This is a genomic window from Paramicrobacterium chengjingii, from assembly GCF_011751765.2.
Lineage (GTDB): Bacteria > Actinomycetota > Actinomycetes > Actinomycetales > Microbacteriaceae > Paramicrobacterium > Paramicrobacterium chengjingii.
The window spans coordinates 2,068,901-2,091,415 of sequence record NZ_CP061169.1 but is presented as its reverse complement, the minus strand read 5'-3'; the positions used below and the strand labels follow the sequence as shown (position 1 = coordinate 2,091,415).

18 protein-coding genes are annotated in these 22,515 nt (G+C 62.4%); 12 read left to right on the top strand and 6 right to left on the bottom strand.

Annotated features, from left to right (window positions below; genetic code table 11):
* Positions 1–8 precede the first annotated feature (8 nt).
* From HCR76_RS10185 to HCR76_RS10165, 5 genes are all read left to right on the top strand, one after another.
* Positions 9–1,742 carry an ABC transporter ATP-binding protein gene (locus HCR76_RS10185; protein ID WP_166992525.1) on the top strand — a complete coding sequence of 578 codons (1,734 nt, stop codon included), beginning with the start codon at positions 9–11 and terminating at the stop codon, positions 1,740–1,742.
* Positions 1,739–3,712, top strand: coding sequence for an ABC transporter ATP-binding protein (locus HCR76_RS10180; protein ID WP_166992528.1), 1,974 nt, complete (start codon positions 1,739–1,741; stop codon positions 3,710–3,712). Before HCR76_RS10185 ends, HCR76_RS10180 begins: the two co-directional genes overlap by 4 nt.
* Before the next feature lie 73 nt (positions 3,713–3,785).
* Complete coding sequence (locus HCR76_RS10175) at positions 3,786–4,943, top strand: DUF4192 family protein (protein ID WP_166992530.1); 1,158 nt, start codon at positions 3,786–3,788, stop codon at positions 4,941–4,943.
* Positions 4,944–5,017: 74 nt separating this feature from the next.
* Positions 5,018–5,833 carry a PP2C family protein-serine/threonine phosphatase gene (locus HCR76_RS10170; RefSeq protein ID WP_166992533.1) on the top strand — a complete coding sequence of 272 codons (816 nt, stop codon included), beginning with the start codon at positions 5,018–5,020 and terminating at the stop codon, positions 5,831–5,833.
* Positions 5,834–5,934: 101 nt separating this feature from the next.
* The gene (locus tag HCR76_RS10165) at positions 5,935–8,733 is read left to right on the top strand and encodes an FtsK/SpoIIIE domain-containing protein (protein ID WP_166992535.1); all 2,799 of its coding nucleotides are present in this window, start codon (positions 5,935–5,937) and stop codon (positions 8,731–8,733) included.
* Here the strand turns inward: HCR76_RS10165 and ald are convergent, their stop codons facing one another.
* Together ald and HCR76_RS10155 are read right to left on the bottom strand one after the other, a co-directional pair.
* Positions 8,734–9,849, bottom strand: a complete 1,116-nt coding sequence (ald, locus tag HCR76_RS10160) for an alanine dehydrogenase (protein WP_166992537.1) — start codon at positions 9,847–9,849, stop codon at positions 8,734–8,736. It abuts the gene before it with no gap.
* 98 nt (positions 9,850–9,947) lie between these two features.
* Entirely contained in the window at positions 9,948–10,949 is a 1,002-nt protein-coding gene (locus tag HCR76_RS10155; protein ID WP_166992540.1) for an asparaginase, read from the bottom strand.
* Positions 10,950–11,017: 68 nt separating this feature from the next.
* Here HCR76_RS10155 and HCR76_RS10150 point away from each other — a divergent pair, with 68 nt between their 5' ends.
* Positions 11,018–11,506, top strand: a complete 489-nt coding sequence (locus HCR76_RS10150; RefSeq protein WP_166992542.1) for an OsmC family protein — start codon at positions 11,018–11,020, stop codon at positions 11,504–11,506.
* An 8-nt stretch (positions 11,507–11,514) separates the two neighbouring features.
* Here the strand turns inward: HCR76_RS10150 and HCR76_RS10145 are convergent, their stop codons facing one another.
* Entirely contained in the window at positions 11,515–12,273 is a 759-nt protein-coding gene (locus HCR76_RS10145) for a lysophospholipid acyltransferase family protein (RefSeq protein ID WP_166992545.1), read from the bottom strand.
* Positions 12,274–12,394: 121 nt separating this feature from the next.
* Between HCR76_RS10145 and HCR76_RS10140 the strand changes: the two genes are divergently transcribed.
* Together HCR76_RS10140 and dxr are read left to right on the top strand one after the other, a co-directional pair.
* Positions 12,395–13,363, top strand: coding sequence for an FKBP-type peptidyl-prolyl cis-trans isomerase (locus HCR76_RS10140; RefSeq protein ID WP_166992547.1), 969 nt, complete (start codon positions 12,395–12,397; stop codon positions 13,361–13,363).
* Positions 13,364–13,385: 22 nt separating this feature from the next.
* On the top strand, positions 13,386–14,462 hold the full coding sequence (dxr, locus tag HCR76_RS10135; protein WP_166992549.1) for a 1-deoxy-D-xylulose-5-phosphate reductoisomerase: 1,077 nt from the start codon (positions 13,386–13,388) through the stop codon (positions 14,460–14,462).
* On the opposite strand, the gene HCR76_RS10130 is transcribed toward dxr, so the two are convergent.
* Positions 14,459–16,012 carry a Mur ligase family protein gene (locus HCR76_RS10130; RefSeq protein WP_244971370.1) on the bottom strand — a complete coding sequence of 518 codons (1,554 nt, stop codon included), beginning with the start codon at positions 16,010–16,012 and terminating at the stop codon, positions 14,459–14,461. The genes dxr and HCR76_RS10130 overlap by 4 nt on opposite strands.
* A 99-nt stretch (positions 16,013–16,111) precedes the next feature.
* Here HCR76_RS10130 and HCR76_RS10125 point away from each other — a divergent pair, with 99 nt between their 5' ends.
* Complete coding sequence (locus HCR76_RS10125; protein ID WP_166992554.1) at positions 16,112–17,515, top strand: M50 family metallopeptidase; 1,404 nt, start codon at positions 16,112–16,114, stop codon at positions 17,513–17,515.
* Here HCR76_RS10125 and HCR76_RS10120 read toward each other — a convergent pair.
* A complete protein-coding gene (locus HCR76_RS10120) occupies positions 17,499–18,881 on the bottom strand; it encodes an MFS transporter (protein ID WP_342357070.1) in 1,383 nt (460 codons plus the stop codon). The two genes, HCR76_RS10125 and HCR76_RS10120, sit on opposite strands and share 17 nt — an antisense overlap.
* 92 nt (positions 18,882–18,973) lie before the next feature.
* Here HCR76_RS10120 and HCR76_RS10115 point away from each other — a divergent pair, with 92 nt between their 5' ends.
* The 3 genes from HCR76_RS10115 (at position 18,974) to HCR76_RS10105 (ending at position 21,179) form a co-directional block, all read left to right on the top strand.
* On the top strand, positions 18,974–20,110 hold the full coding sequence (locus HCR76_RS10115; protein ID WP_166992557.1) for a sensor histidine kinase: 1,137 nt from the start codon (positions 18,974–18,976) through the stop codon (positions 20,108–20,110).
* The gene (locus HCR76_RS10110; protein ID WP_166992559.1) at positions 20,107–20,766 is read left to right on the top strand and encodes a response regulator; all 660 of its coding nucleotides are present in this window, start codon (positions 20,107–20,109) and stop codon (positions 20,764–20,766) included. Before HCR76_RS10115 ends, HCR76_RS10110 begins: the two co-directional genes overlap by 4 nt.
* A 122-nt stretch (positions 20,767–20,888) precedes the next feature.
* The gene (locus HCR76_RS10105; protein WP_166992562.1) at positions 20,889–21,179 is read left to right on the top strand and encodes an SHOCT domain-containing protein; all 291 of its coding nucleotides are present in this window, start codon (positions 20,889–20,891) and stop codon (positions 21,177–21,179) included.
* Positions 21,180–21,231: 52 nt separating this feature from the next.
* On the opposite strand, the gene HCR76_RS10100 is transcribed toward HCR76_RS10105, so the two are convergent.
* Complete coding sequence (locus HCR76_RS10100; RefSeq protein WP_166992564.1) at positions 21,232–22,416, bottom strand: acetyl-CoA C-acetyltransferase; 1,185 nt, start codon at positions 22,414–22,416, stop codon at positions 21,232–21,234.
* Positions 22,417–22,515: the final 99 nt, after the last annotated feature.

The following is a 22,515-nucleotide window of genomic DNA, read 5'->3' as shown; positions in this document are numbered from 1 at the left end:
AGGGAAGCATGCTCGTTCGACTGCTCAAGCATTATCTCAAGCCGCACGCTCCGCTGCTCATCGGTGTGGTCGTCTTCCAATTTGCCCAGGCTGTCGCCTCCCTGTACTTGCCGACGCTCAACGCCGACATCATAGATGAAGGCGTCGCGAAGGGAGACACGGAGTACATCATCCGCGTTGGCCTCCTGATGCTCGGCATCTCGCTCGGCCAGGTGGTCTGCTCGATCATCGCCGTGTACTTCGGTGCGAAGGCGGCGATGGCGCTCGGACGTGATGTGCGCACGGCGGTCTTCGACAAAGTTTCGGCGTTCTCCGAGCGCGAGGTGGCCGAGGTCGGCGCACCATCGCTCATCACACGCACGACGAACGACGTGCAGCAGGTTCAGATGCTCGTGCTGATGAGCTGCACCCTCATGGTCATGGCGCCCATTCTCGCCATCGGTGGCGTGATCATGGCACTGCAGCAGGACGTTCAACTCTCGTGGCTGATGGCTGTTTCGATTCCTGTGCTCTTGATCTTCGTCATGTTCATCATCTCGCGGATGGTGCCGCTCTTCCGAGCAATGCAGAAGCGTATCGACGCCGTCAATCAGGTGCTCAGGGAACAGCTCACCGGTATTCGCGTGATCAGAGCGTTCGTGCGTGAACGCACCGAGCGCGAGCGGTTCAACATCGCAAACGTCAATGTCACAGACACAACCCTCCGCGCTGGCAGGTACATGGCGCTGATGTTCCCCGTCGTCATGATCGTGCTCAACGTGTCGAGCGTCGCTGTCATCTGGTTCGGTGCGTTCCGTGTGCAAGACGGCGACATTCAGGTGGGCACAGTGATGGCCTTCCTTCAATACCTCATGCAGATTCTCATGGCCGTCATGATGTCGACGTTCATGTTCATGATGCTGCCGCGTGCGACGGTCTGTGCCGAGCGGATCGGCGAGGTGCTGCACACCGACCCGAGCGTCGAGTTTCCGGATGTCGGCGTGACCCATATGCCACAGCAGGGCAGGGTCGAGGTGCGCAATGTGACATTCAGCTATCCCGGTGCGGAGCAGCCGGTTCTCGACGACATCTCGTTTACCGTCGAACCCGGAACCACGACGGCGGTCATCGGTTCGACTGGTGCAGGCAAGACAACGTTTGTCGGACTGCTTCCACGGCTCTTCGACGCCACCAAAGGCAGCGTTCAGGTTGGAGGAGTCGACGTGAAAGCGCTCGACCCGGATGCGCTGTGGGCTTCGATCGGGCTCGTCCCGCAGAAGCCCTACCTCTTCAGCGGCACCGTCGCCTCAAACCTGCGATATGGCAAACCGGACGCGAGCGATGAAGAGCTCTGGCAGGCGCTCACGACAGCTCAGGCTCGTGACTTTGTGATGTCTCTGAGCGACGGTCTCGATGCGCCGATAGCACAGGGCGGCACAAACGTGTCGGGAGGGCAGCGCCAACGGCTCGCTATCGCGCGCGCACTCGTGAAGCGTCCGGGCATCCTCGTCTTTGATGACTCGTTCTCTGCGCTCGATGTATCAACCGATGCCCGTCTGAGGCGCGCACTGCGTCGCGACGCAGGCTCAGCGACGCAGATCGTCGTCGCTCAGCGAGTGTCGACGATCACGGGCGCAGACCAGATCGTTGTTCTCGACGAGGGCCGAGTCGTCGGTATCGGTACGCACGACTCGCTTCTCGAGACGAATGACACATACCGGGAGATCGTGGAATCTCAGCTCACCGCGGAGGACGCAGCATGAGCGAAAAGCAGGCAAAGGGCCCCGGCTTGGCTCCAGGACAGAAGGCCATGAACTTCGTCCCGAGCGCGAAGCGGCTCCTCGGCCGGTTGAAACCGGAACGTGTGCGCATTGCGTGGGTGATCGTGTTGACGGTCATCAGCGTCGGACTCAACGTTCTCGGACCGAAAATCCTGGGCAACGCGACGACCCTCGTTTTCGAAGGCAGCATCTCGCTTCAGATTCCCGAGGGTGTCAGTAAACAGCAGGTGATTGAAGGTCTTCGGCAGAACGGCCAGGACCAGCAGGCAGACATGATCTCGAATATGGCGCTGGTACCGGGCCAGGGAATCGACGTTGATGCTCTGCTGCGGACGCTTCTGCTCGCCCTCGCCGTCTATGCGCTCTCATTCGGCTTTGCTCTGATCCAGGCGCTCATCCTCAACGGCGTCGTTCAGCGAACCGTGTACCGCATGCGGCAAGACGTCGAGTCGAAGATTCACTCTCTTCCGCTGAGCTATTTCGACAACGTTCCGCGTGGGGAGCTCCTCAGCCGCGTGACGAACGACATCGACAACATCTCGCAGAGCCTTCAGCAGACAATGAGCCAGATTCTCACTAGTCTGCTCACCGTGATCGGCGTCGTTACGATGATGGTCGTCATCTCGCCCCTGCTGGCACTCGTTGCGCTCATCATGGTTCCGGTCAGCGTCATTGTCACCGCGCAGATCGCCAAGCGCTCCCAGAAGCGGTTCATCGCCCAGTGGAAGTCGACGGGTGAGCTCAACGCTCAGATCGAAGAGAGTTACACAGGCCACGCGCTCGTCAAGGTGTTCGGTCGACAACGCGAAGTATCGCATCGGTTCCGGGAGAAGAATCAGGAGTTGTACACGGCAAGTTTCGGCGCTCAGTTCATCTCGGGCATCATTATGCCCGCGATGACGTTCATCGGAAACCTGATTTACGTGGTCATTGCCGTCGTCGGCGGGCTGATGGTCTCCGGTGGCACGCTGGCCCTTGGCGACATCCAGGCGTTCATCCAATACTCGCGGCAGTTCACTCAGCCGCTCGCGCAACTCGGTTCCATGGCGAACCTGTTGCAGTCAGGTGTGGCTTCTGCCGAGCGGGTGTTCGAGCTTCTCGACGCCGATGAGCAGTCACCGGATCCTGAACAGCCGAGCACACCCGCATCGTCCGAGGGGCGTCTGGAGTTCGATGACGTTTCGTTCAGCTATTCGCCGGACAAGCCGCTCATTGACAACCTCTCGCTTGTCGCGGATCCCGGAAGCACGATTGCCATCGTCGGCCCGACAGGAGCAGGTAAGACAACACTGGTCAACCTGATCATGCGATTCTATGAACCGACGGTCGGACGCATTCGACTCGACGGCGTTGATATCGCCACGATGACGAGAGACGGTCTCCGTTCGCGAACGGGGATGGTGCTTCAAGACACGTGGCTGTTCGAGGGAACAATTCGTGACAACATCGCCTACGGTCGGCCTGATGCCACAGAAGACGAAATCATGGATGCCGCACGGGCAGCGTACGTCGACCGATTCGTGCATGCGCTTCCTGACGGCTACGACACACTCCTTGGCGACGAGGCAGAGAATGTGAGTGCGGGGGAGAAGCAGCTTCTCACCATCGCCCGGGCGTTCATTGCGAAGCCAGACATTCTCATCCTTGACGAGGCGACGAGCTCTGTCGACACCCGCACGGAGGTTCTTGTTCAAGAGGCGATGGGCGCGCTGCGAGCGGATCGCACGAGTTTCGTGATCGCACATCGATTGTCGACGATCCGTGATGCAGACGTCATTGTGGTGATGCAAAACGGCCACATTGTCGAGAGTGGCGATCACGAGCAGCTTTTGGGTGCCCATGGCGCGTATGCGGAACTGTATCGTTCGCAGTTTGAAGCGCCGCTCGATGAAGAGGTGGGCGGCGACTCTCTTGCGATAAATGTCGTTGGGGATACTCCTCCACAGACCTGACGGCTTGCGATGTTATCCCCAATTGCTCCATCGGGGGTAGTAACGTCAGTGTTGGCGGACGACACTTGCCGCCATGATCACAACGTCGCGCGTCAGCCTCTCTGCGCCCCATGAGCTTCTGTCGTATGTGCCCGCGCTTGTCGGAATGCATCCCATCGATTCCGTTGTGTTTGTTGCCTTTCGAGATCAGAGTACGTGCGGGGCAATGCGCCTCGATCGCGGAGTGTTCACTCGTACAGAGACGGGAGACACCGCAATCGAGGCTGCGCTCGATGCCGTGACGCGCATTCCACGCCTGACAGGGGTGCTTGTCGTCGTCTATACGACAGACAGCTTTGCTGACGCAGGAGGCATTCCACACGAGAGTCTCGCGGCGATGCTCGCTCCACGCATAGAAAAGAGAGGACTCGCAGTCGTCGACATGCTCTGCGTCGCCGCCGATGCCTGGGGCGGGTATCTCGACGATACGTGTTGCGGCCACGACCTCGCGCAGATTGCGCAGCCGGACGACCTGCCATCCGGCAGCGTCCTTGACACCGATGCTGAGCTGAGACTTCCGGAAGTCGGTCCCGATGAGCGAAAGATTTTCGAACGAGCACGAGAGGTTATCGCTCGTGTGCCGAGTGATGCACTCTCGCAGGAATCCGCACCTGGACGTGCAGACGGCTCTCTTCCGCAGGACGGTTCCGAGTTTGCGGCGGCCATGGCCTCCTACGTCGTCGACGGGACAGGGGTGCTCGACGCAGAGCTTGCGTTCATTGCGCACCTGATCGACGAGCCAGTTTTGCGTGATGTGATCGCATATAGCTGGGCATGGGGGGCCGACGCGGGCACGCACCTCTGGAACCGTGTCGTCGAGCCGGAACTCTTCACGACAGAGAGCATCGACGATCCTTGGATGTACGCGTTCGCCGGCCGCATCGAAGTCAGGCCTGATGTCGAACACCTGCGCACTGCGATTACGCTTCTGAAGCGCATGTGCGCCCTGCAGCATCCGGAGGATCGGGCGCCGGGTCTGACATTGATCAGCTGGTGCTACTGGGCATTAGGGCTCAGTTCCTTTTCTGCGGAATGGCAGCGCCAGGCCGTCACGACTGACGGCACCTACGGGCTCGCCATCATTATGCGCATGATTCTTGACGCCGGCATGAACCCAGATTGGGCATTCTACGATCCAGACGAACTGTATTCGGACGCCGCGGACCCGGTCGCTGACGATTCGACAAGCTGACGGGCAGTGGCGCAGACATTCGGCCCGAACCGGTACTATGGCACGCTAGGGCGTTGTATCGCGAGCGTCTGAAAATGAACGAAGGGCGAGACGTGTCAGAAGCCACCACGTTCACGGACTCTCGTGCCGTGACGGTGCGTGGAGAGAGTCTTCTCCTTCGCTGGGGTGCCGTAACCCACGTCGGGCGCAAGCGCGAGGTGAATCAGGACTCCGTCATGGGGGAGTTTCCCCTTTTTGCCGTTGCCGATGGGATGGGCGGATACGCGGCAGGTGAATTGGCAAGTGGCGCCGTCGTCAAGCATCTTTCGGCATTCGCCCAGTCCAATTCCGACGTGACTCACGACGGCATCGAAGCGTCACTGCGCGACGCGATCGTCGAGCTCGCCGCTGAAGACGACATCGACGTCGGTACGGGAACGACGGTGACCGGCATAGCTTTTACCTCGACCGAGGTCGAACCATTCTGGACGGTTTTCAATATCGGAGACTCCCGGGTATACGTCGAACATGACGGCGAGCTCGCGCAAGTGACGACCGACCACTCCGTTGTGCAGGAGCTCATAGCGATCGGGGCGATCTCCCCCGACGACGCCGAGAACCATCCGCAGGGAAACGTCATCACACGGGCAGTCGGATTCACCGATGATCCTGTGCCCGATTACCTGAATGTGCCCATCGAAAAGAACACACGATGGGTCATCTGCTCAGATGGCCTCACCAAAGAACTCACCGACTACGGCATCCTCCACTTTCTCGAGCGCGCTCCCGACGCCCTCGACGCCGCGAACCTGATGGTTGAGGCCGCTGTCGAGAACGGTGGCCGGGACAATGTGACCGTCCTTGTGCTTGATGTCATCGCCGAGGAAGCACCTGTAGACCAGACGGACTGACCGGCGACGATTTCTCGTCCACAGATGCAGCATCTCTCGCGTTTTCATCAGATTCCCGAAACCGCTGACGTCACATGTGATGTTCATGGTGACGTGGAGTCATGACACAGCACGCACAGATCCGGGTTCCTGCGCCGCCCGGGGAGCCGACGCGCGCACCATTTCCCCTGATGGCGAGCATCGCACCCGTGATTGCGGCGGTGGCCATATGGGCGATCACGCGTTCGCCATATGTTCTGATGTTTGCGATTCTCGGGCCGGTCATCGCCATTGCCGGCATGATGGACAGCCGGATAAGCGGAAGCCGAACACGCCGGCGTCAGGCTCGTGCGTATGATGAAGCAATCGAGGAGCTCGCAGACCGTCTCGACGACCATCATTCGGCCGAACGCGAGAAGCGGCTGACACAGACTCCGACCGCTCGCGAAGTGCTGGATGACGGTGGCCGAATAATGCGATGGCGTTCGCCAGACCACCGACGCGGAGCCGTCGTGCTCGGTCTCGGAGATTCTCCAAGCACACTCTCGCTGACGGGAGCAACTGAGGCTCCGGAGAATGAGGAGTTGGTCCGTCAGGCGGCGGTGATCAGCGAAGCCCCCTGCACCGTTGACGCATCACGCGGCATCGCCGTGCTGGGGCCGCCCGTACTTGCTCGGGCTGTATGCCGCGGCTATGTGCTGCAACTCTGCCATGCGATGGACCCGCGAACCATGAGCATCGTCTCCCTTCCCGAGACCGGCTGGAACTGGGCGAGGCAGCTTCCCCATTTCACGCAGGCCGGCGAGGCAGCGCTCACAGTGCGCGTCGTTGAGGATCCGACGATCGCCGTTCCCGACGCCGACGTGACTCTCGCCGTCTCCGACGCCATTGAGACGGTGCCATCACGTTGTGCGGAGCTTGTCAGCTGCGACGTGGCGAATTCCGCAGCGTGGCAAAGCGCTGACGATCCAGCCGATGCGCGAGAACTGATGATCCACCCCGTGACGGCCGTCGCCGCCGAAGCCTACGCTCGCCGACTCTCTGCTCTTGCCACCGACACGGGAATAATGTCTGCCTTCGACGCTCCGCCTGACACGGTCGAATGGAGCGAACTATCGCACAGTGACTCTGGCGCTGGAACGCGGGCTGTCCTCGGGCGCAGCTCACGTGGAGACGTCGTCGTTGACCTCATCGAGCACGGTCCGCACGCTGTCATCGGCGGAACGACAGGCAGCGGCAAGAGCGAACTTCTCTCCACCTGGGCATTGAGCCTCGCCGCGCGCAATGCGCCGAGCGAGCTCGCTCTGCTTCTCGTCGATTTCAAAGGCGGAGCGACGTTCGGCCCTCTGCAGGCGCTTCCGCACGTTGTGGGTGTGATCACCGATCTGGACCCACAGGGTGCAACGCGCGCATTGGAGAGTCTCAAAGCCGAGGTGACCTACCGCGAGCGGACCTTGAGAGAGCAGGGCGAGCACGATTCCGCAAACGTCACGAGTCTAGGCAGGCTCGTCATCATCGTCGACGAATTCGCGGCGATGCTCGACGGGTTCCCCGAACTTCACGCGCTCTTTGTCGATATTGCCGCACGCGGTCGATCACTCGGAATGCACCTCGTGCTCTGCACGCAACGACCAACGGGAGTCGTCAAAGACTCGCTTCTCGCAAACTGCACTCTTCGCGTGAGCCTGCGGGTCAACAACCGCTCCGACAGCTCTGCTGTCGTCGGTGTTGACTCCGCAGCGTCGCTTCCGGTCGACCCACCAGGGCGAAGTATCGTCGTCGTTCCCGACAACGAACCGATGACGGTGCAGATCGCTCGGGTTCGTGCAGAAGACATCGACGCCGTCGCGCGCGCTCACGCGGGCGAGCACACTCCTCGCCGGCCCTGGCTCGACCCGTTGCCCACCACCATTCCGCTTGGTTCGCTTCCCCGCTCTGCCGACGCCTTCATCATCGGCATGTCAGATCTGCCCCGTGAGCAACGGCAGGACGTTGCTCAATGGAGTCCGAGCGCGCACGGAAGCCTCCTTGCGCTGGGAGCATCCCGCGCGGGAAAGAGCACGTTTGCGCGCAGCATTGAGGAGCAGGCAGGGGAACGTTGGCACGTCAGCGTCCTCTCCGATGACTTGGAGCGTGTGTTTGATGAGCTCGAACGCCTCGCCACGCAATCAGAGCAACCGGGTCAGGAATCCGCGCGGCGCGGAACGGTGCTCGTCATCGATGATCTGGACGCGATGCTGGGACGCCTCGGCGACGATGACGCCGACCACACCATCTCATTGTTGTCTCGTGTGCTTCGCACGGGCCCGCGGGCGGGCGTCTGGGTTCTGGCGACCGCGCAGCGTCTCGGTCGCGGCATGAATAGTCTCGGACAGCTTTTCGACTCAACGATCATGATGCGGATGGCCTCCCGCCAAGAGCACATTCTTGCCGGAGGCGATAGCTCGACGTATGCAGAGAACCGACCCGCGGGGGGTGCCGTGTGGAATGGCACAGTGCTTCAGCTCGCGTCCGTCGAACTCGCACCACGTCCTCGCGACGGGCTGCGGGCGGCGCTTCTCGATGTCGCGGCGACAGAGACCGTGCTCGTGTGCACGGCTCGACCTCAGCAAACTGCCGCGCGTTTACGCGAACGCCACCCAGACGCAACAGTCACCATGCTGACCATGGGAACGTCCGCGGCGCACCGCGACGAATCGGCGCATCAGCTGATTCTCGTGGGTGATGCCGACGCATGGCAGACGAACTGGTCTCTCCTGGCTACTTTGCGCCCAACATCCACTCTTGTTGTTGAATCCTGCTCACCGGGCGAATACCGAGCGATCACGCGCTCCCGGGCTCGACCGCCGTACTTACACGTTCAGCCCGGGCGCGCCTGGCGAATTGCGAATGACGGGGTGATCACTCGTTGCCAGCTGTGACTAGCTGAGCAGGCTTTCAAGCGAGGTGACACGCAGACCATGAGCCTCAGCTACACCCGCGTTCGCGATCGAACCGCCATGAACGTTCACACCTTTCGCGAGCGCCTGGTCACGAGCGGCAGCGACCTTCCACCCATTTGTCGCCACCGAGCGAATGTAGGGAAGCGTCGCGTTCGTGAGTGCATATGTTGAGGTATGCGGCACTGCCCCCGGCATGTTCGCCACGCAATAAAATACGGAATTGTGCACGGTGAACGTCGGATCGGCGTGGGTGGTTGGATGGCTGTCTTCAAAGCATCCGCCTTGGTCGATCGCGATGTCGACGAGGACGCTTCCTTGCCGCATCTTTCTCACCAATTTGTTCGTCACGAGCTTGGGAGCGCGGGCACCGGGCACAAGAACTGAGCCGATCACGAGATCGGCCCCTACCACGGACCTTTCGATCTCAACGGCGTTCGAGGCGATCGTCACGATTCGGCCTCCGTAGAGCGCATCGATTTCGCGAAGTCGGGAAAGATTAGTGTCGAGCACCGTGACTTGGGCACCGAGCCCGAGCGCGACGTGCGCCGCGCTCGTTCCGGCGACTCCGCCACCGATCACCGTAATGTTCGCGGGGTGCGTGCCAGGCACCCCCGGCACAAGAAGCCCGGGGCCGCCGGCCGGTTTGAGCAGAGTATTGGCGCCGACGATTGCGGAAAGGCGGCCAGCTACCTCGCTCATGGGTGCGAGGAGGGGCAGCGACCGGTCGGGCAGCTCGACGGTCTCGTACGCGAGAGCCGTCATTCCTGAATCGACAAGTGCCGACGTCAGCGGTTTGTCTGCGGCAAGATGCAGGTAGGTGAAGAGCACGAGGTCGCTGCGGAAATGCCGATACTCGCTCTCGATGGGCTCCTTGACCTTGAGAACGAGGTCTGCAGTACTCCACGTCTCGTCAGCATCGCCCACGATCGTGACTCCGACATCCGAATAGGCAGAGTCGGGGATCGATGAGCCCACACCTGCTCCGGATTGAACGGTGACTTCGTGGCCGGCGGCAATCAGATCGTGAGCGCCAGCCGGAGTGATGGCCACCCGGTACTCGTTGTTCTTGATTTCTGTCGGTACAGCAATCCTCATGGTGCTCCTCGTCGTGCACGGTGATCGGGCATGTTTGGCCCACCGTCCAGCCTATGGCGATCGGCGGCACTTACGGGCGATCCAGAAGAGCAGCCGCGTCAGAGCGTCGGCGAAATCTCGATGTGACCGACGACAGTCTCTCCGCCGGAAACCTCGAGACCGAGGTCGGAGATGACGGCATCCACGTCGTCACGTGAGAGAGCTCCGGCGCGAACGAGCAGCTCGAGGGCCACGATCGTCGAGGCGCGCCCGTTGCCGTCGAGCACCTTCAGAGCTACCGTTGTGCCGTCGCCTGCCGCCATGACCAGCACGCCCTCGGCGCCGAGCTTGGCGAACACGCCGAGGCGTTCAATCACAATCGTGTTCGGGGAGCCCGGGCCCTGGATTCCCCACGGATCTTCGAGCACCGCTTCGACAAGCACACCGGCATTGCGGTAGATCGCGAACGGGGACGACGGCGACGATGTTCGCACGCGCGCTATTCCCCGAGCCAGCCCGACGAGCGAGACAGCGAAGACAGGTGCGCCGCATCCGTCGGTCGCGACTGCTGCCGGCTTCTCACCGGTGAACCGCTCGACTGTATCGAGAACGGCACGCTGCATCGGATGCTCTGGATGGAGATATCCGTCGGTCTCCCAACCGTTCGCGGCGCAGGCGAGCAACATTGCAGCATGCTTTCCCGAACAGTTCATCGCGATGCGCTGCGGTCCGACACCCTGTCGGATCATGGTGTTCCGCGTCGACTCGTCCTGCGGCAGTGCAGGAGGGCACTGGAGGGCATCTTCCGTCAGACCGGCTGTCGCGAGCATCGCACGCACCGTCGACATATGCTTCATCGTTCCCGTGTGGCTCGCTGTCGCGAGCACCGCTTGCGCTCCGCGCAGCTGCACTCCTGCGTTCAAGACGGCTATTGCCTGGAAGGGCTTGAGGGATGAGCGAGGAAAGATCGGCTTCTCCGGTGCACCGATGCTGCGCTGAACATCTCCATGCTGGTCAAGCACAACAGCGGACCCGACATGGCGAGACTCGACGAACCCCGAACGTGTGACAATCGCGAGTTCTCGAGCGTCTTCTGCCGTGAACGTGCCGAGCTGAGCCATGAAACCTCCATCAGTGTTGCGCCGATCATTCAGCGTACTCTTCCTGGGAGACCTGTCATGCTGAATGCATGGTGAGTCAGCACACATACAACGTTGAAATCGTTTGGACGGGTAACAGGGGGACGGGAACGAGCGGTTATCGCAGTTACGGTCGAGACCTGCGCATCATCGGCTCGGGCAAGCCCGAGATCGACGGCTCGGCCGATAGCACGTTCCACGGCGATGCCGACAGATGGAATCCGGAAGAACTCTTCCTCACTTCCCTCGCGCAGTGCCACATGCTTTCGTACTTTCACGCGGCGGTGAAAGCGGGTGTGGTGGTTATGGCGTACTCAGACACTCCGATAGGAACTCTGGACGTGAATACCGATGGTTCCGGGGGTTTCAGGCAAGTGACTCTTCGCCCACGCCTTACGCTTGCGCCGGGAGGCGACGTGGATGCGGCTATGCGCGCTCACGACGCGGCGCATCGCATGTGCTTCATCGCGAATTCAGTGAGCATTCCCGTTCACGTCGAGCCGGAGATCGTCGTCGAAGGCGCAGACTCTGCATCGTAACACCGCGGTCAGAAGCGCTCCGGCCGCAGGACGGCCTGCCTGATCTTTTCCGCTGGCGTGGACGGGGGCGACTCATTGTATTTGCCTGCGAGATCCTGGCCGCTGAGCTCATGGATTGCGGCCATGATCTCGTCTGTCGCCTGCCGGCGTGCACGCCCCGACGTCGCCACGCCGTACGTGCTGACGTCGATGGGCTTGCCAAACGCGATGGTTACCTGTGACCGTTTGGGAATCCTCGAGCCGACGGGCATCATCTCGTCAGTTCCTCTCAACCCGACGGGCACGACAACGGCGCCCGTCGTCAATGCGAGCCAGGCGACCCCGGTTCTGCCCCTGTACAGGCGCCCGTCGAGTGAGCGCGTGCCCTCGGGGTAGATCGCAAAAGCGCTCTCGCTTTCGAGAATCCCACGCCCCTTATCGAGAGCGACCTGAGCAGCATGACCTGCGCCTCTGTCGACACCGACGGCGCCGATCGACGTGAAGAACATTCGCGTGAACCAGCCTTTCGGCCCGCGACCGGTGAAGTAGCTGGACTTGGCAAGAAACTGCACGGGCCTGGGTGCGCACATGGGGATAGCGACGCTGTCAATGAACGACAGATGGTTGCTGGCGAAGATCACGCGGCCGCGCTTCGGTACGTTCTTACGCCCGGTTACCGTCGGTCGATAGTATCCGCGAGCGAGCGGGGTGAGTGCGAACCTCCCCAGCCAATAGACGAATCCAGGCTTCTTTGCCCGCTCGGGTGCGGTCGTTGCGGCGTCAGACACCCTCCGACGCTACTCGCGCGTTTATTCCGGAGAAGGCATGAACATGACGTGGGGTATTTCCGCATGCCTAATAGGGCAGACTTGATGAGTTCACCCGTTTTTCGTCTGGAAGAGAACTTTCGTGCGTATACGTCACGTCGTCATTCCCGCGGCTATTACCGCACTGCTCCTCACCGGCTGCTCGTCGAGTCCTGAGCCGACATCGACGGAAGAGGCTTCCGGCGTTGGCACCTGCGTCGATACATCCTCTGGCGCAGCGTCCGAATCTGTGACGGTCGAGGGCGAAGCCGGGTCAGAGCCGACAGCCACATTCGACACACCGCTTGATGTCGACACGACCGAGCGCACTGTCATCTCTGAAGGTGACGGAGACGAGACGGCGCACGGCGACTGGGCAGGCATCGAGATCACGCTATACAACGCGACGACGGGTGAGAAGGTGCAGTCAAGCTCCTACGCCGGTGGGCCAATGCAGGTGAAAATCGCTGATGACGCGCTGATTCCCGCGCTCGTTCGCGCCATCGAATGCGTTCCGACAGGATCCCGCGTGGTCTCTGTCTCTCCTGCGGCAGACGCCTGGGGAGAGCAAGGGAGCTCGGACGGTGCTGTCGGCCCCGGAGACGCCGTTGTGATCATCGCCGATATTGTCTCGATCACCCCGCTCGCGGCGACAGGGGAGCCACAAGAGGTCGATCCCGCTTTCCCCAGCGTCGCGCTCGACGATTCCGGTACACCCACTGTCACGCTGCCCGACGCCGAAGCGCCGACAGCTTTCGAGCTCGGCGTTCTCAAGAAAGGTGACGGTGCCACTGTCGAAGACGGGGACAGCGTCACCGTACAGTACCAGGGCGTGAACTGGCGTACCGGAAAAGTCTTCGACCAGAGCTGGGGTGATGGGCCGGCACAATTCGGCACCGGCGATGTGATCGCTGGCTTCACGAAGGCTCTTGTCGGCCAGACCGTGGGAAGTCAGGTGATCGCAGTGATCCCTCCCACGGACGGCTACGGTGCGAAGGGCAACGATTCCGCAGGCATCACAGGCACAGACACTCTCGTCTTCGTGGTGGATATTCTCGCGGCAAGCCGGTGAGCGCGAGCGATAGGCTGTCGGCATGAAACGCGTCGTCATTCTCGGATCGACAGGTTCAATTGGCACGCAAGCGCTCGAGGTCATTCGCTCTCACCCGCAACGCTTTGAGGTCGTCGGTCTCTCCGCCGGCACCAATTGGGCGGAACTTGCCGAGCAAGCATCCTCGTTCTCTGTGGCTGACACTGCACTGGGTGCCGATGAGGCTGAGCAGTTGGTGCGCGACGTTGACGCAGATGTGGTGCTCAACGGCATCACGGGTTCCGTTGGCCTCGGCCCAACGCTCGCGGCGCTAGCCGCCGGGCGAACTCTTGCGCTCGCGAACAAGGAGTCGCTGATCGTTGGCGGGGATCTTGTTCGTCGTGCAGCGGCTCCCGGGCAGATCGTGCCCGTCGACTCCGAACACTCGGCGATTGCGCAGTCGCTTCGCGCGGGATCGGGGAGCGAAGTGAGACGCCTCGTGCTGACAGCATCCGGTGGCCCTTTTCGCGGGCGAACACGTGCATCTCTCGCCACGGTGACCCCGGAGGAGGCGTTGGCTCACCCCACCTGGAAGATGGGCCGCGTCGTAACGACCAACTCTGCAACGCTCATGAACAAGGGCCTTGAGGTGATCGAGGCCCACCTGCTGTTCGACGTCGCATTCGAGAACATTGACGTGACAGTGCATCCGCAGTCGATCGTGCATTCCATGGTCGAGTTCGTTGACGGATCAACGATTGCGCAAGCATCACCACCCGATATGCGCTTGCCGATCTCGCTCGGGCTGGACTGGCCGGACCGCGTGCCCGGGGTCGGGGTGCCGCTCGATTGGACGACAGCGCAGCAGTGGAGTTTTGAGCCACTCGACGACGCAGCATTCCCCGCCGTCGAGCTTGCGAAACGCGTCGGGCTCGCGGGCGGCACCTACCCCGCGGTCTTCAATGCAGCGAACGAACAGGCCGTTCATGCATTCCACGATCGGAGCATCGGCTTCCTCGACATCGTCGACATCGTGCAGAGAGTCGTCGACGAGCACGAGCCGAGCAGCGAGCTCAGCCGAGAATCGCTTGCCGATGCGGAAGCCTGGGCGCGCAGGGCTGCGGACCAGCTGATTGACTAGTCGTCGCTGAGAGTCCAGCCCGCTTCGTGAAGCGCGCCACGCGTCTCGCCCTCGACCGAGAACGCGATCTTCTCGCCAGCGATCTCACGATAGTCTTTGCCGGCGAGCCCAGCCCACACGACAGTATCGTCGGCGTCGGCCGCGGAAACCGCGACGCGAATTGCGTCTGCGGGGTCTGCAATCTCGCGAATGTCGCCGTCTGGCCTGGCATCTCGCGCGGCCTCGAGGAGCGCCCGCCTGATGTTCGCGGGATCTTCGTCGCGCGGATGATGGTCTGTGACGATCAGGATGTCGCTTCCGATCGCTGACACCTGGCCCATCTCTGTTCGCTTTGTCGTGTCTCGGTTGCCGTTCGCGCCCGCAACCATGATCACCTTGCCCGGCGTCACGCGTCGGGCAGCCTCAAGAAGCTTCGCGAACGCATCAGGGCTGTGCCCGGAGTCGACAATCACTGCTGGGCCATGCTCGACAGGAATGCGGGTGGAGCGGCCGGGGACCGAAACACGAATGCCGTGATCGCGCGTGAGAACCCCGGCAATGTCCTCGAGCGCAAATCCCGCCTCCACAAGCATTGCGATCGCGAGGCCCGCATTTGCTGCCATGTGCCTGCCGATCAACGGGACTTTTGTCGTGAGAGAGCCGTGACGTTCGCTGACAAGCGTGAACTCGGTTGCGGCGGGGCTCTCCATTCCGATATCGACGAACCAGTCGGCGGTCACATCGTCGCGCGAACTGATCGTGGAGACCGGAATCCCTGCCGCATCGACGACACGCTGTCCGGCTTCGGTGTCGAGGCAGACGATCGCCGAGCGGGCCCGGTCTGGCTGAAAAAGACTGATCTTCGCGGCAAGATAGTCATCCATCGACGCGTAGTCATCAAGATGGTCGTGACTGAGGTTCGTGAAGCCGACGACATCGAACATCAGCCCGTCGACACGATGACGAGTGAGCGCGTGCGCGCTCACCTCAATGACGATCGCTTCGACGTCGACCTCGCGCATACGTGCGAGAAGCGCATGCATCTCGGGAGACTCAGGAGTGGTCAGCACGGAGGGGAGCACTTCAGAGCCCGCTCGCCGCTCAGCTGTCGAACTGAGACCGACCCGCAAACCCAACTGCGCAAGGATCGCCTCGAGGAAGTGCGCCGTCGAGGTCTTGCCGTTGGTTCCGGTGAGCCCAAACATCGGCGGCCGATCACGATCCGTATCGTAGGTCCACGCGGCCATGAGGCCGAGAATCTCACGCGGATCGACGGGAGCCGTGAGCACGGGAACCGATGCGTTCACAAGCTGCTCAGCTCCCACGGCATCCGTAATGATCGCCAGCGCCCCGCGTGCGATCGCCTCGGAAACGAACTGCGCGCCGTGAAACCGTGTGCCAGGCACCGCGACATAGATGTCGCCCTGCTGCACGAGCGAGCTTGCCAACGTGATGCCCGTGAACATGAGCTCTGTCTCGGGTGGCGTGAGCGAGAACGAGGCAGAAAGCTCGCTCAGGGATTTGGGCGTCGGATTATGTGGTCTCGACGCCCTGGATGTGTCAGCCTCCACGGCGGGTAGTGTCCTTCTCGATGCGTGTGATGAGTGTGTGACCATGCTCTCACAGCCGCGGGACAGCCTGAGCAAAGGCCGGCGCGATATCGTTTCCGTGTGGAATCCGTGCTTCTGTACATCTTCGGCGTGCTCATCATCGTTGTCGGGCTGGCCTTTTCGATCGGTCTGCACGAGCTGGGGCACCTTATTCCCGCAAAATTGTTCGGCGTCAAAGTGACGCAGTACATGATCGGCTTCGGAAAGACACTGTTCTCACGCCGCACGGGCGAGACGGAATACGGCCTCAAGGCGATTCCGCTCGGTGGCTACATTTCGATGATCGGCATGTTTCCACCGACGAAGCCGGGCGAAAAGGTGCACGCCTCAAGCACAGGATTCGTTCAACAGCTCTCGGACGCCCACCCCGATGCAACAGCGACCGACGTCGCCGGCGCGCTTGAGGATGCGATCGAAGAGAAGTCGGAGCCCGCAGGCAAACGACGTGCGTTCGATACGTTGGTTCAGGATGCTCGCGACGTCAGCGCCGAGACGATCGGAGACGGCGAGGATTCCCGCGCGTTCTACCGGCTGCCTGTCTATAAACGGGTGATCATCATGCTCGGCGGCCCTGCGATGAACCTCGTTCTTGCCGTGCTCTTCTACGGGATCGTGCTTGTCGGCTTCGGAGCCCCAGCAGCGTCAGTCGGCGCGGTCAGCGAGTGCGTGATGCCAGCCGGAGCCACGCAGCAGACCTGCCCGGGCGACGCCGAACCGTCGCCCGCAGCGGCTGCCGGTTTCAAGCCGGGCGACCGCGTCACGTCGATCGACGGAGAGTCGGTCACATCATGGGATCAGTTCTCGGCGATCATCCGCGATCACCCCGGAGATCAACTGAGCGTTAACGTGCTTCGCGACGGAGAGCACGAGACACTGCAACTCACACCGAAGCTCACGGCGCGCCCGGAGGCGGCAGGCAGCGAGAAGAACGTCGATGTCGGTTTCGCCGGCGTGACGCGTGCCGGAGACATGCAGCCTCAGCCGGTAAGCGCCGTTCTGCCTGCCGTCGGTGACAACATCGGGGCTGTCGTCGGCATCATCACGCACCTGCCTCAGCGACTCATCGATATTGGGCAGGCGGCATTCGGAACAGAGGATCGCGATCCCAACGGGCCCATGAGCGTCGTGGGTGTCGGCCGCCTCGCAGGCGAAGTGGTGAGCATCGACACGATTCCCGTTGTCGCGAAAGCACAGACGATGTTCGGCATCCTCGCCTCTCTCAACGTCGCGCTCCTTGTCTTCAACCTCATTCCGCTGACGCCGCTCGATGGCGGCCACGTTGCGGCGGCTCTGTGGGAAGGAATCAAGCGAGGCTGGGCGAAGATTCGCCGCAAAAAGGATCCGGGTCCCGTCGACGCCGCAAAACTTATGCCGGTGACATTCACCGTCGTTGTCATTCTCGGTGGAATGAGCCTGCTGCTCATTTACGCAGACATCGTCAAACCCGTCACTTTGTTTGGGTAACCGGACGCCACCGCGAAACAAGGACGAGAAGCACGACGGCAAGAATGGTGGCCGCGACCGACACCTCGAGCCAACTCGCGGGCGTCGTACCGTCGCTGAAGGCGATGCCGAGCATCGTCGTCGACAGGATAGCTCCGATGTAGCGTGACGTCTGGAAGATGCCGGTTGCCACACCAGCCGACTCTCGCGTCGCTGACGAATACAGGGCCTGACTCATCGCGATGCTGACGACGCAGTAGGGCACACCCATCATGGCGGTGATCAGCAGCGGAACGAGCGGCATGACACTCGCCGTCAGCAACGACAAAAGGGCGGCCGCGACGATCAGCCAGCCGACGCCGATGAGAAAAGCAGGGCGGATGCCGCGTCGCTCGATGAAACGCGCGGCGAATGGTGTGAGCAGCACATTGAGGGACGCCAGGGGAAGCATCAGCAGGCCGACAGCATCCGCGCGATAGTCGCCGAATTCCTCCAAATACTGCGGCAGCCCAAAGAAGACAACGTAATACACGATGTTGAACAGGGCGAAGCCTGTATAGACGAGCACGAGACGTCGATTGCGCGACAGCATGCGCAGATCGATAAACGGAGTGCGCGTCGTTAGTTCACGCCACACGAACAACGTCGAGGCAGCGATCGCAGCGGCAAGCAGTGTCCACTGTGGTTTCTGTGTAATTCCGAGCAGGAATACCAGAAGTGTGACCAGCGCCGCAGTAAAGGTGAGCACGCCAGGAATGTCAGAGTCGCTCAGGACTGTGCGCATGGGCTGCCGTCCGCGCGCATGATCGACCGGCGCGAATGTGCGCACACCGGCGAGGGCGATCAACGCCAGAGGAACATTAACCCAGAAGATCGCCTGCCAGCCGAGAAACGTGACGAGAAGGCCACCGATGACTGGACCGATCGCCGCACCTGCCGTGTTCGCCATCTGCAGGCGACCCAGCAGCCGAGGGGAGCTGAGCCCCGAGAGCGTTGTGATCGGATGCAGCAGCGCGACGGCAGACGGGAACGCGCAGGCGGTTCCGATGGCAAGCGAGACGCGGCCGGCGCAGACAAGCCAGAAGGTGGGTGCAAACGGCGTGAGCACGCAGGTGATCACGACGACGATCATGCCGAAGAGAAACAGGCGTCGCGCTCCAAAGCGGTCGCCGAGCCTGCCCATGAGCGGCTGTCCTGCTGCCGAAGCCAGGTAGAAGGCGGTGATCACCCACGTGACAGTGAGTACGTCGAGACCGAATGCGTCGCGAAGAGTCAGTAGTGCGACGGCGATCATCGAGGAATTCAGCGGGTTCAGCAATGTTCCCACGCTGAGCGAGGCGATGGCGAGCCCCGCTCTACGCGGGTTCATCGGGGGAGTGTCGCTCACTGTTCCACTCTAAGGTGACCTACTCTCTGCGGAGTACCCGGCTCCTCCCTCGGCGGGACGCGTCTCACCCTCGGTGCCCGTAAGATCCTGTTATGCCCACGACCAGCGGCCCGGAGCCTGTGCGATTCCGTATGCCGCCTGCGCTGCGGTTATGGCTTCCCGTTGCCCTGTCCGGCGTGGTGCAGATCAGCGGAACCGTTTGGGCGCTTGCGCGAACGAACGCGGCCGCCGATGCCAGCCTGGCTCTCGCCGTCGCCCTTGCGCTCATCGGTCCCGTCGCGCTCATCTTCACCCGCCGATTTGCTGGGCTGGTCGCTGTCATCACGATTGTGGCCGCGGCGGCAGATCTGCTGCTCGCACCGTCTCCGCAACCGCCCCCGATCGCGATGATCTTTGGTGTCATCATCGCGCTCATTCACGGAAAACGGCTGTGGGTCTACATCGCGCTCGTCATTGCGTGGAGCACAGTGCTGCTGTTCGGAAGCGCTGCGGGGCTGAGCTGGCACCCGGCGCGTGTCGTCGGCACGACGCTCGCCCTCGGCATCCTGATCGTCGTCGGCGAGTCGATTCGACACCGTCGGCAGCGTGCCACGGAGCGCTGGCAGCGCATTCGTGAGCAGCGGGCGCGCGCTGAGCGAGAGGAGCGGGTGCGGATCGCCCGTGACCTTCACGACGTGATTGCACACTCGCTTTCACAGATCTCTGTGCAGGCAGGGGTTGGCCTTCACCTCATGGACGCACAGCCGGAGCAGGCGCGCACGGCCCTCCAGAACATCAAGACCACGAGCAAGGATGCCCTCGACGAGGTGCGCGGAGTTCTCGGGGTTCTGCGCGGCGATGATGCACCGCTCGCGCCCGCTCCCGGACTCGACCAGATCGGCGACCTCGTGAGCGCGAACACCGCGGTAGCTGTGTCGTTCGAGCGCGCCGATGTGGGCCACGCACCCGATGCCGTGCAACAGGCCGCCTATCGCATTGTGCAGGAGTCCCTCACAAACGTCGTCAGACACGCCAATGCCGCGCACGCCGTTGTGACGGTTGTTCCACGTGGCCGCGATCTCGTCGTCAGCGTTGCCGATGACGGTCGCGGTGGGGCACGCGAAAGCGGAAACGGTGTGCTTGGAATGCGTGAGCGTGCCGAACTGCTCGGCGGGACGCTTCACGTTGAGACCGGAGCGTCAGGTACGACGGTGACGGCATACCTGCCCGTGGGAAAGGAGACGACATGATCCGCGTGGCGCTCGCCGACGACCAGCAGCTGATCCGGGCCGGATTCCGGTCGCTGCTCGAGGCGGAGTCAGACATCGAGGTGGTGGGCGAGGCTGCAACAGGAACTGACATCGTTGCTCTGGCCACGCAGACCCGGCCCGACGTCATACTCATGGACATCAGGATGCCGTCGGGCGACGGACTCTGGGCGACAGAACAACTTGTCGCCGACCCCGCGCTCGCCGAGTGCCGCATCGTGATCGTGACGACGTTCGAGCTCGACGAATACGTCGCACGGGCGATCTCCGCCGGTGCGAGCGGGTTTCTCGTGAAGGACACCGAGCCGGTCGAGCTCATCCGATCGGTTCGGGTTGCGGCGCGTGGCGATGCGCTGTTGTCACCCACGGTGACGAAGCGGTTGCTCGAACGCGTTGCTGGCAGCATCCGGCCCCCTCAGGTCCACTCGCTTGACGCCCTGACAGGTCGGGAACGCGAGGTGCTCGCCCTTGTCGGAGAAGGCCTGACCAACGACGAGATCGCCAAGCGACTATTTCTCAGCCCTCTCACCGCAAAGACGCACGTGTCGCGCATGCTGGGCAAACTCGGCGCCCGTGATCGCGTGCAGCTGGTGATCATTGCGTACGAGACTCAGCTGGTGCGGCCCGGGAGCATCTGAGGCCTGCTTCCCCGGGAGTACGACAGGTGCCTTCCGCCGGCCGATGTGCTTATCGGCGGGCCGAACGAGGCTTAATGTATCGGCCCAACCGAGGCCGACCATCCGTCACAGATAGGCACATCATGCTCACTTCACCACTCATCACATCGATCGTCGCTCACGGCCCGTTCGCGGGCGGCGACGGCCCCACCTGGTGGTTTCTGCTGATTCCATTGTTCTGGATCGCCGTGTTCGCCCTGCTGTTCACGTTCGTCTTCCGTCGTCGCCGCGACGCCATGCGACGCTGGAACACTGAGCACTCCCCGCGGCACAGCGCTGAGAAGACCCTCGCGCAGCGGTATGCGAACGGCGATATTGACGAGGCGGAGTACCGAGCACGACTCGAGGTGCTTCGCGCGAATACCGGCGAATAATCACTCGGATGCCGGTGGCCGACCGAGTGCGTCGGTCACCGGCATCCGTGTGTCACCGTTCGAGCAGAAGCGCTTCACCCTGCCCGCCGCCGCCACAGAGCGACACGGCGGCCCTGCCAGAACCGCGTCGCGAGAGCTCGAGTGCAGCGTGCAGTGCAAGTCGCGCCCCTGAAGCACCGATCGGGTGGCCGATCGCAATGGCACCGCCGTGAATGTTGACCGTGTCGCTCTCGAGGCCCAGATCGCGCATCGACTGGATCGCGACGGCCGCGAACGCCTCATTGATCTCGACGAGATCGAGCTCGCTCGCCGACCAGCCTTGACGTGAGAGAGCGTGTTCGATCGCGCGGGACGGCTGCGAGTGCAGCGACGTGTCCGGTCCAGCAACCTGACCGGGGGAGCGCAGCACGGCTAGCCACTCAAGTCCGCGCTCTTCGGCCCACGCACGATCAGCGACGACGACGGCCGCAGCTCCGTCGCTGAGCGGTGACGAGTTGCCCGCCGTGATCGTGCCCTCGGGGTCGAACGCCGGCCGCAGCTTTGACAGGGACTCCGGTGTCGAATCGGCCCGGATGCCCTCGTCGGCATCGACGACGGTGACGGTTCCCTTGCGGCCGGCGATCTCGACAGGCACGATCTCCGCGTCGAACAGTGCAACCTTCGCGGCGGCCGCAGCGCGCACGTGCGACGCCGCGGCGACAGTATCCTGCTGGTCGCGAGAAATGCCGAGCGGGGTGTTGTGGCGCTCGGTCGAGATGCCCATGGACACCTGATCGAAGGCATCCGTCAGCCCATCGTGCGCGGCGACGTCGAGCAGTTCGGTCGAGCCGTACTTGAAGCCTGCGCGCGCACCCGGCAGCACATGCGGTGCGTTCGTCATCGACTCCTGGCCGCCGGCAACGATGACCGAGGCTTCACCCGAACGGATGAGCCGTGCCGCATCGGTGATGGCGACGAGACCAGAGAGGCAGACCTTGTTGACGGTGACAGTCGGGACGTTCCAGCCGAGCCCCGCGCCGATCGCTGACTGGCGCGCCGGGTTCTGCCCCGCGCCGGCCTGGAGCACCTGGCCCATGATGACCTGCTCGACGTCGGAGGCAGCCACCCCGCTCCGGGCAAGCGCCCCCGCGATCGCCGTAGAGCCGAGATCAACGGCCGACTGAGAGGCGAGCGCTCCGAGCAATCGAGTAAACGGTGTGCGAGCGCCGCCGAGGATGACGACTTCTATCTGTGCCATGGTGATGACCCCTTTGTCAATGGTGGATGTTCAGCCGGTTCTAGCTTCGCACGTCGTCGCCCTCTGTATCGAGTGAGGCCCGATAGCAAGTAAGTTGGA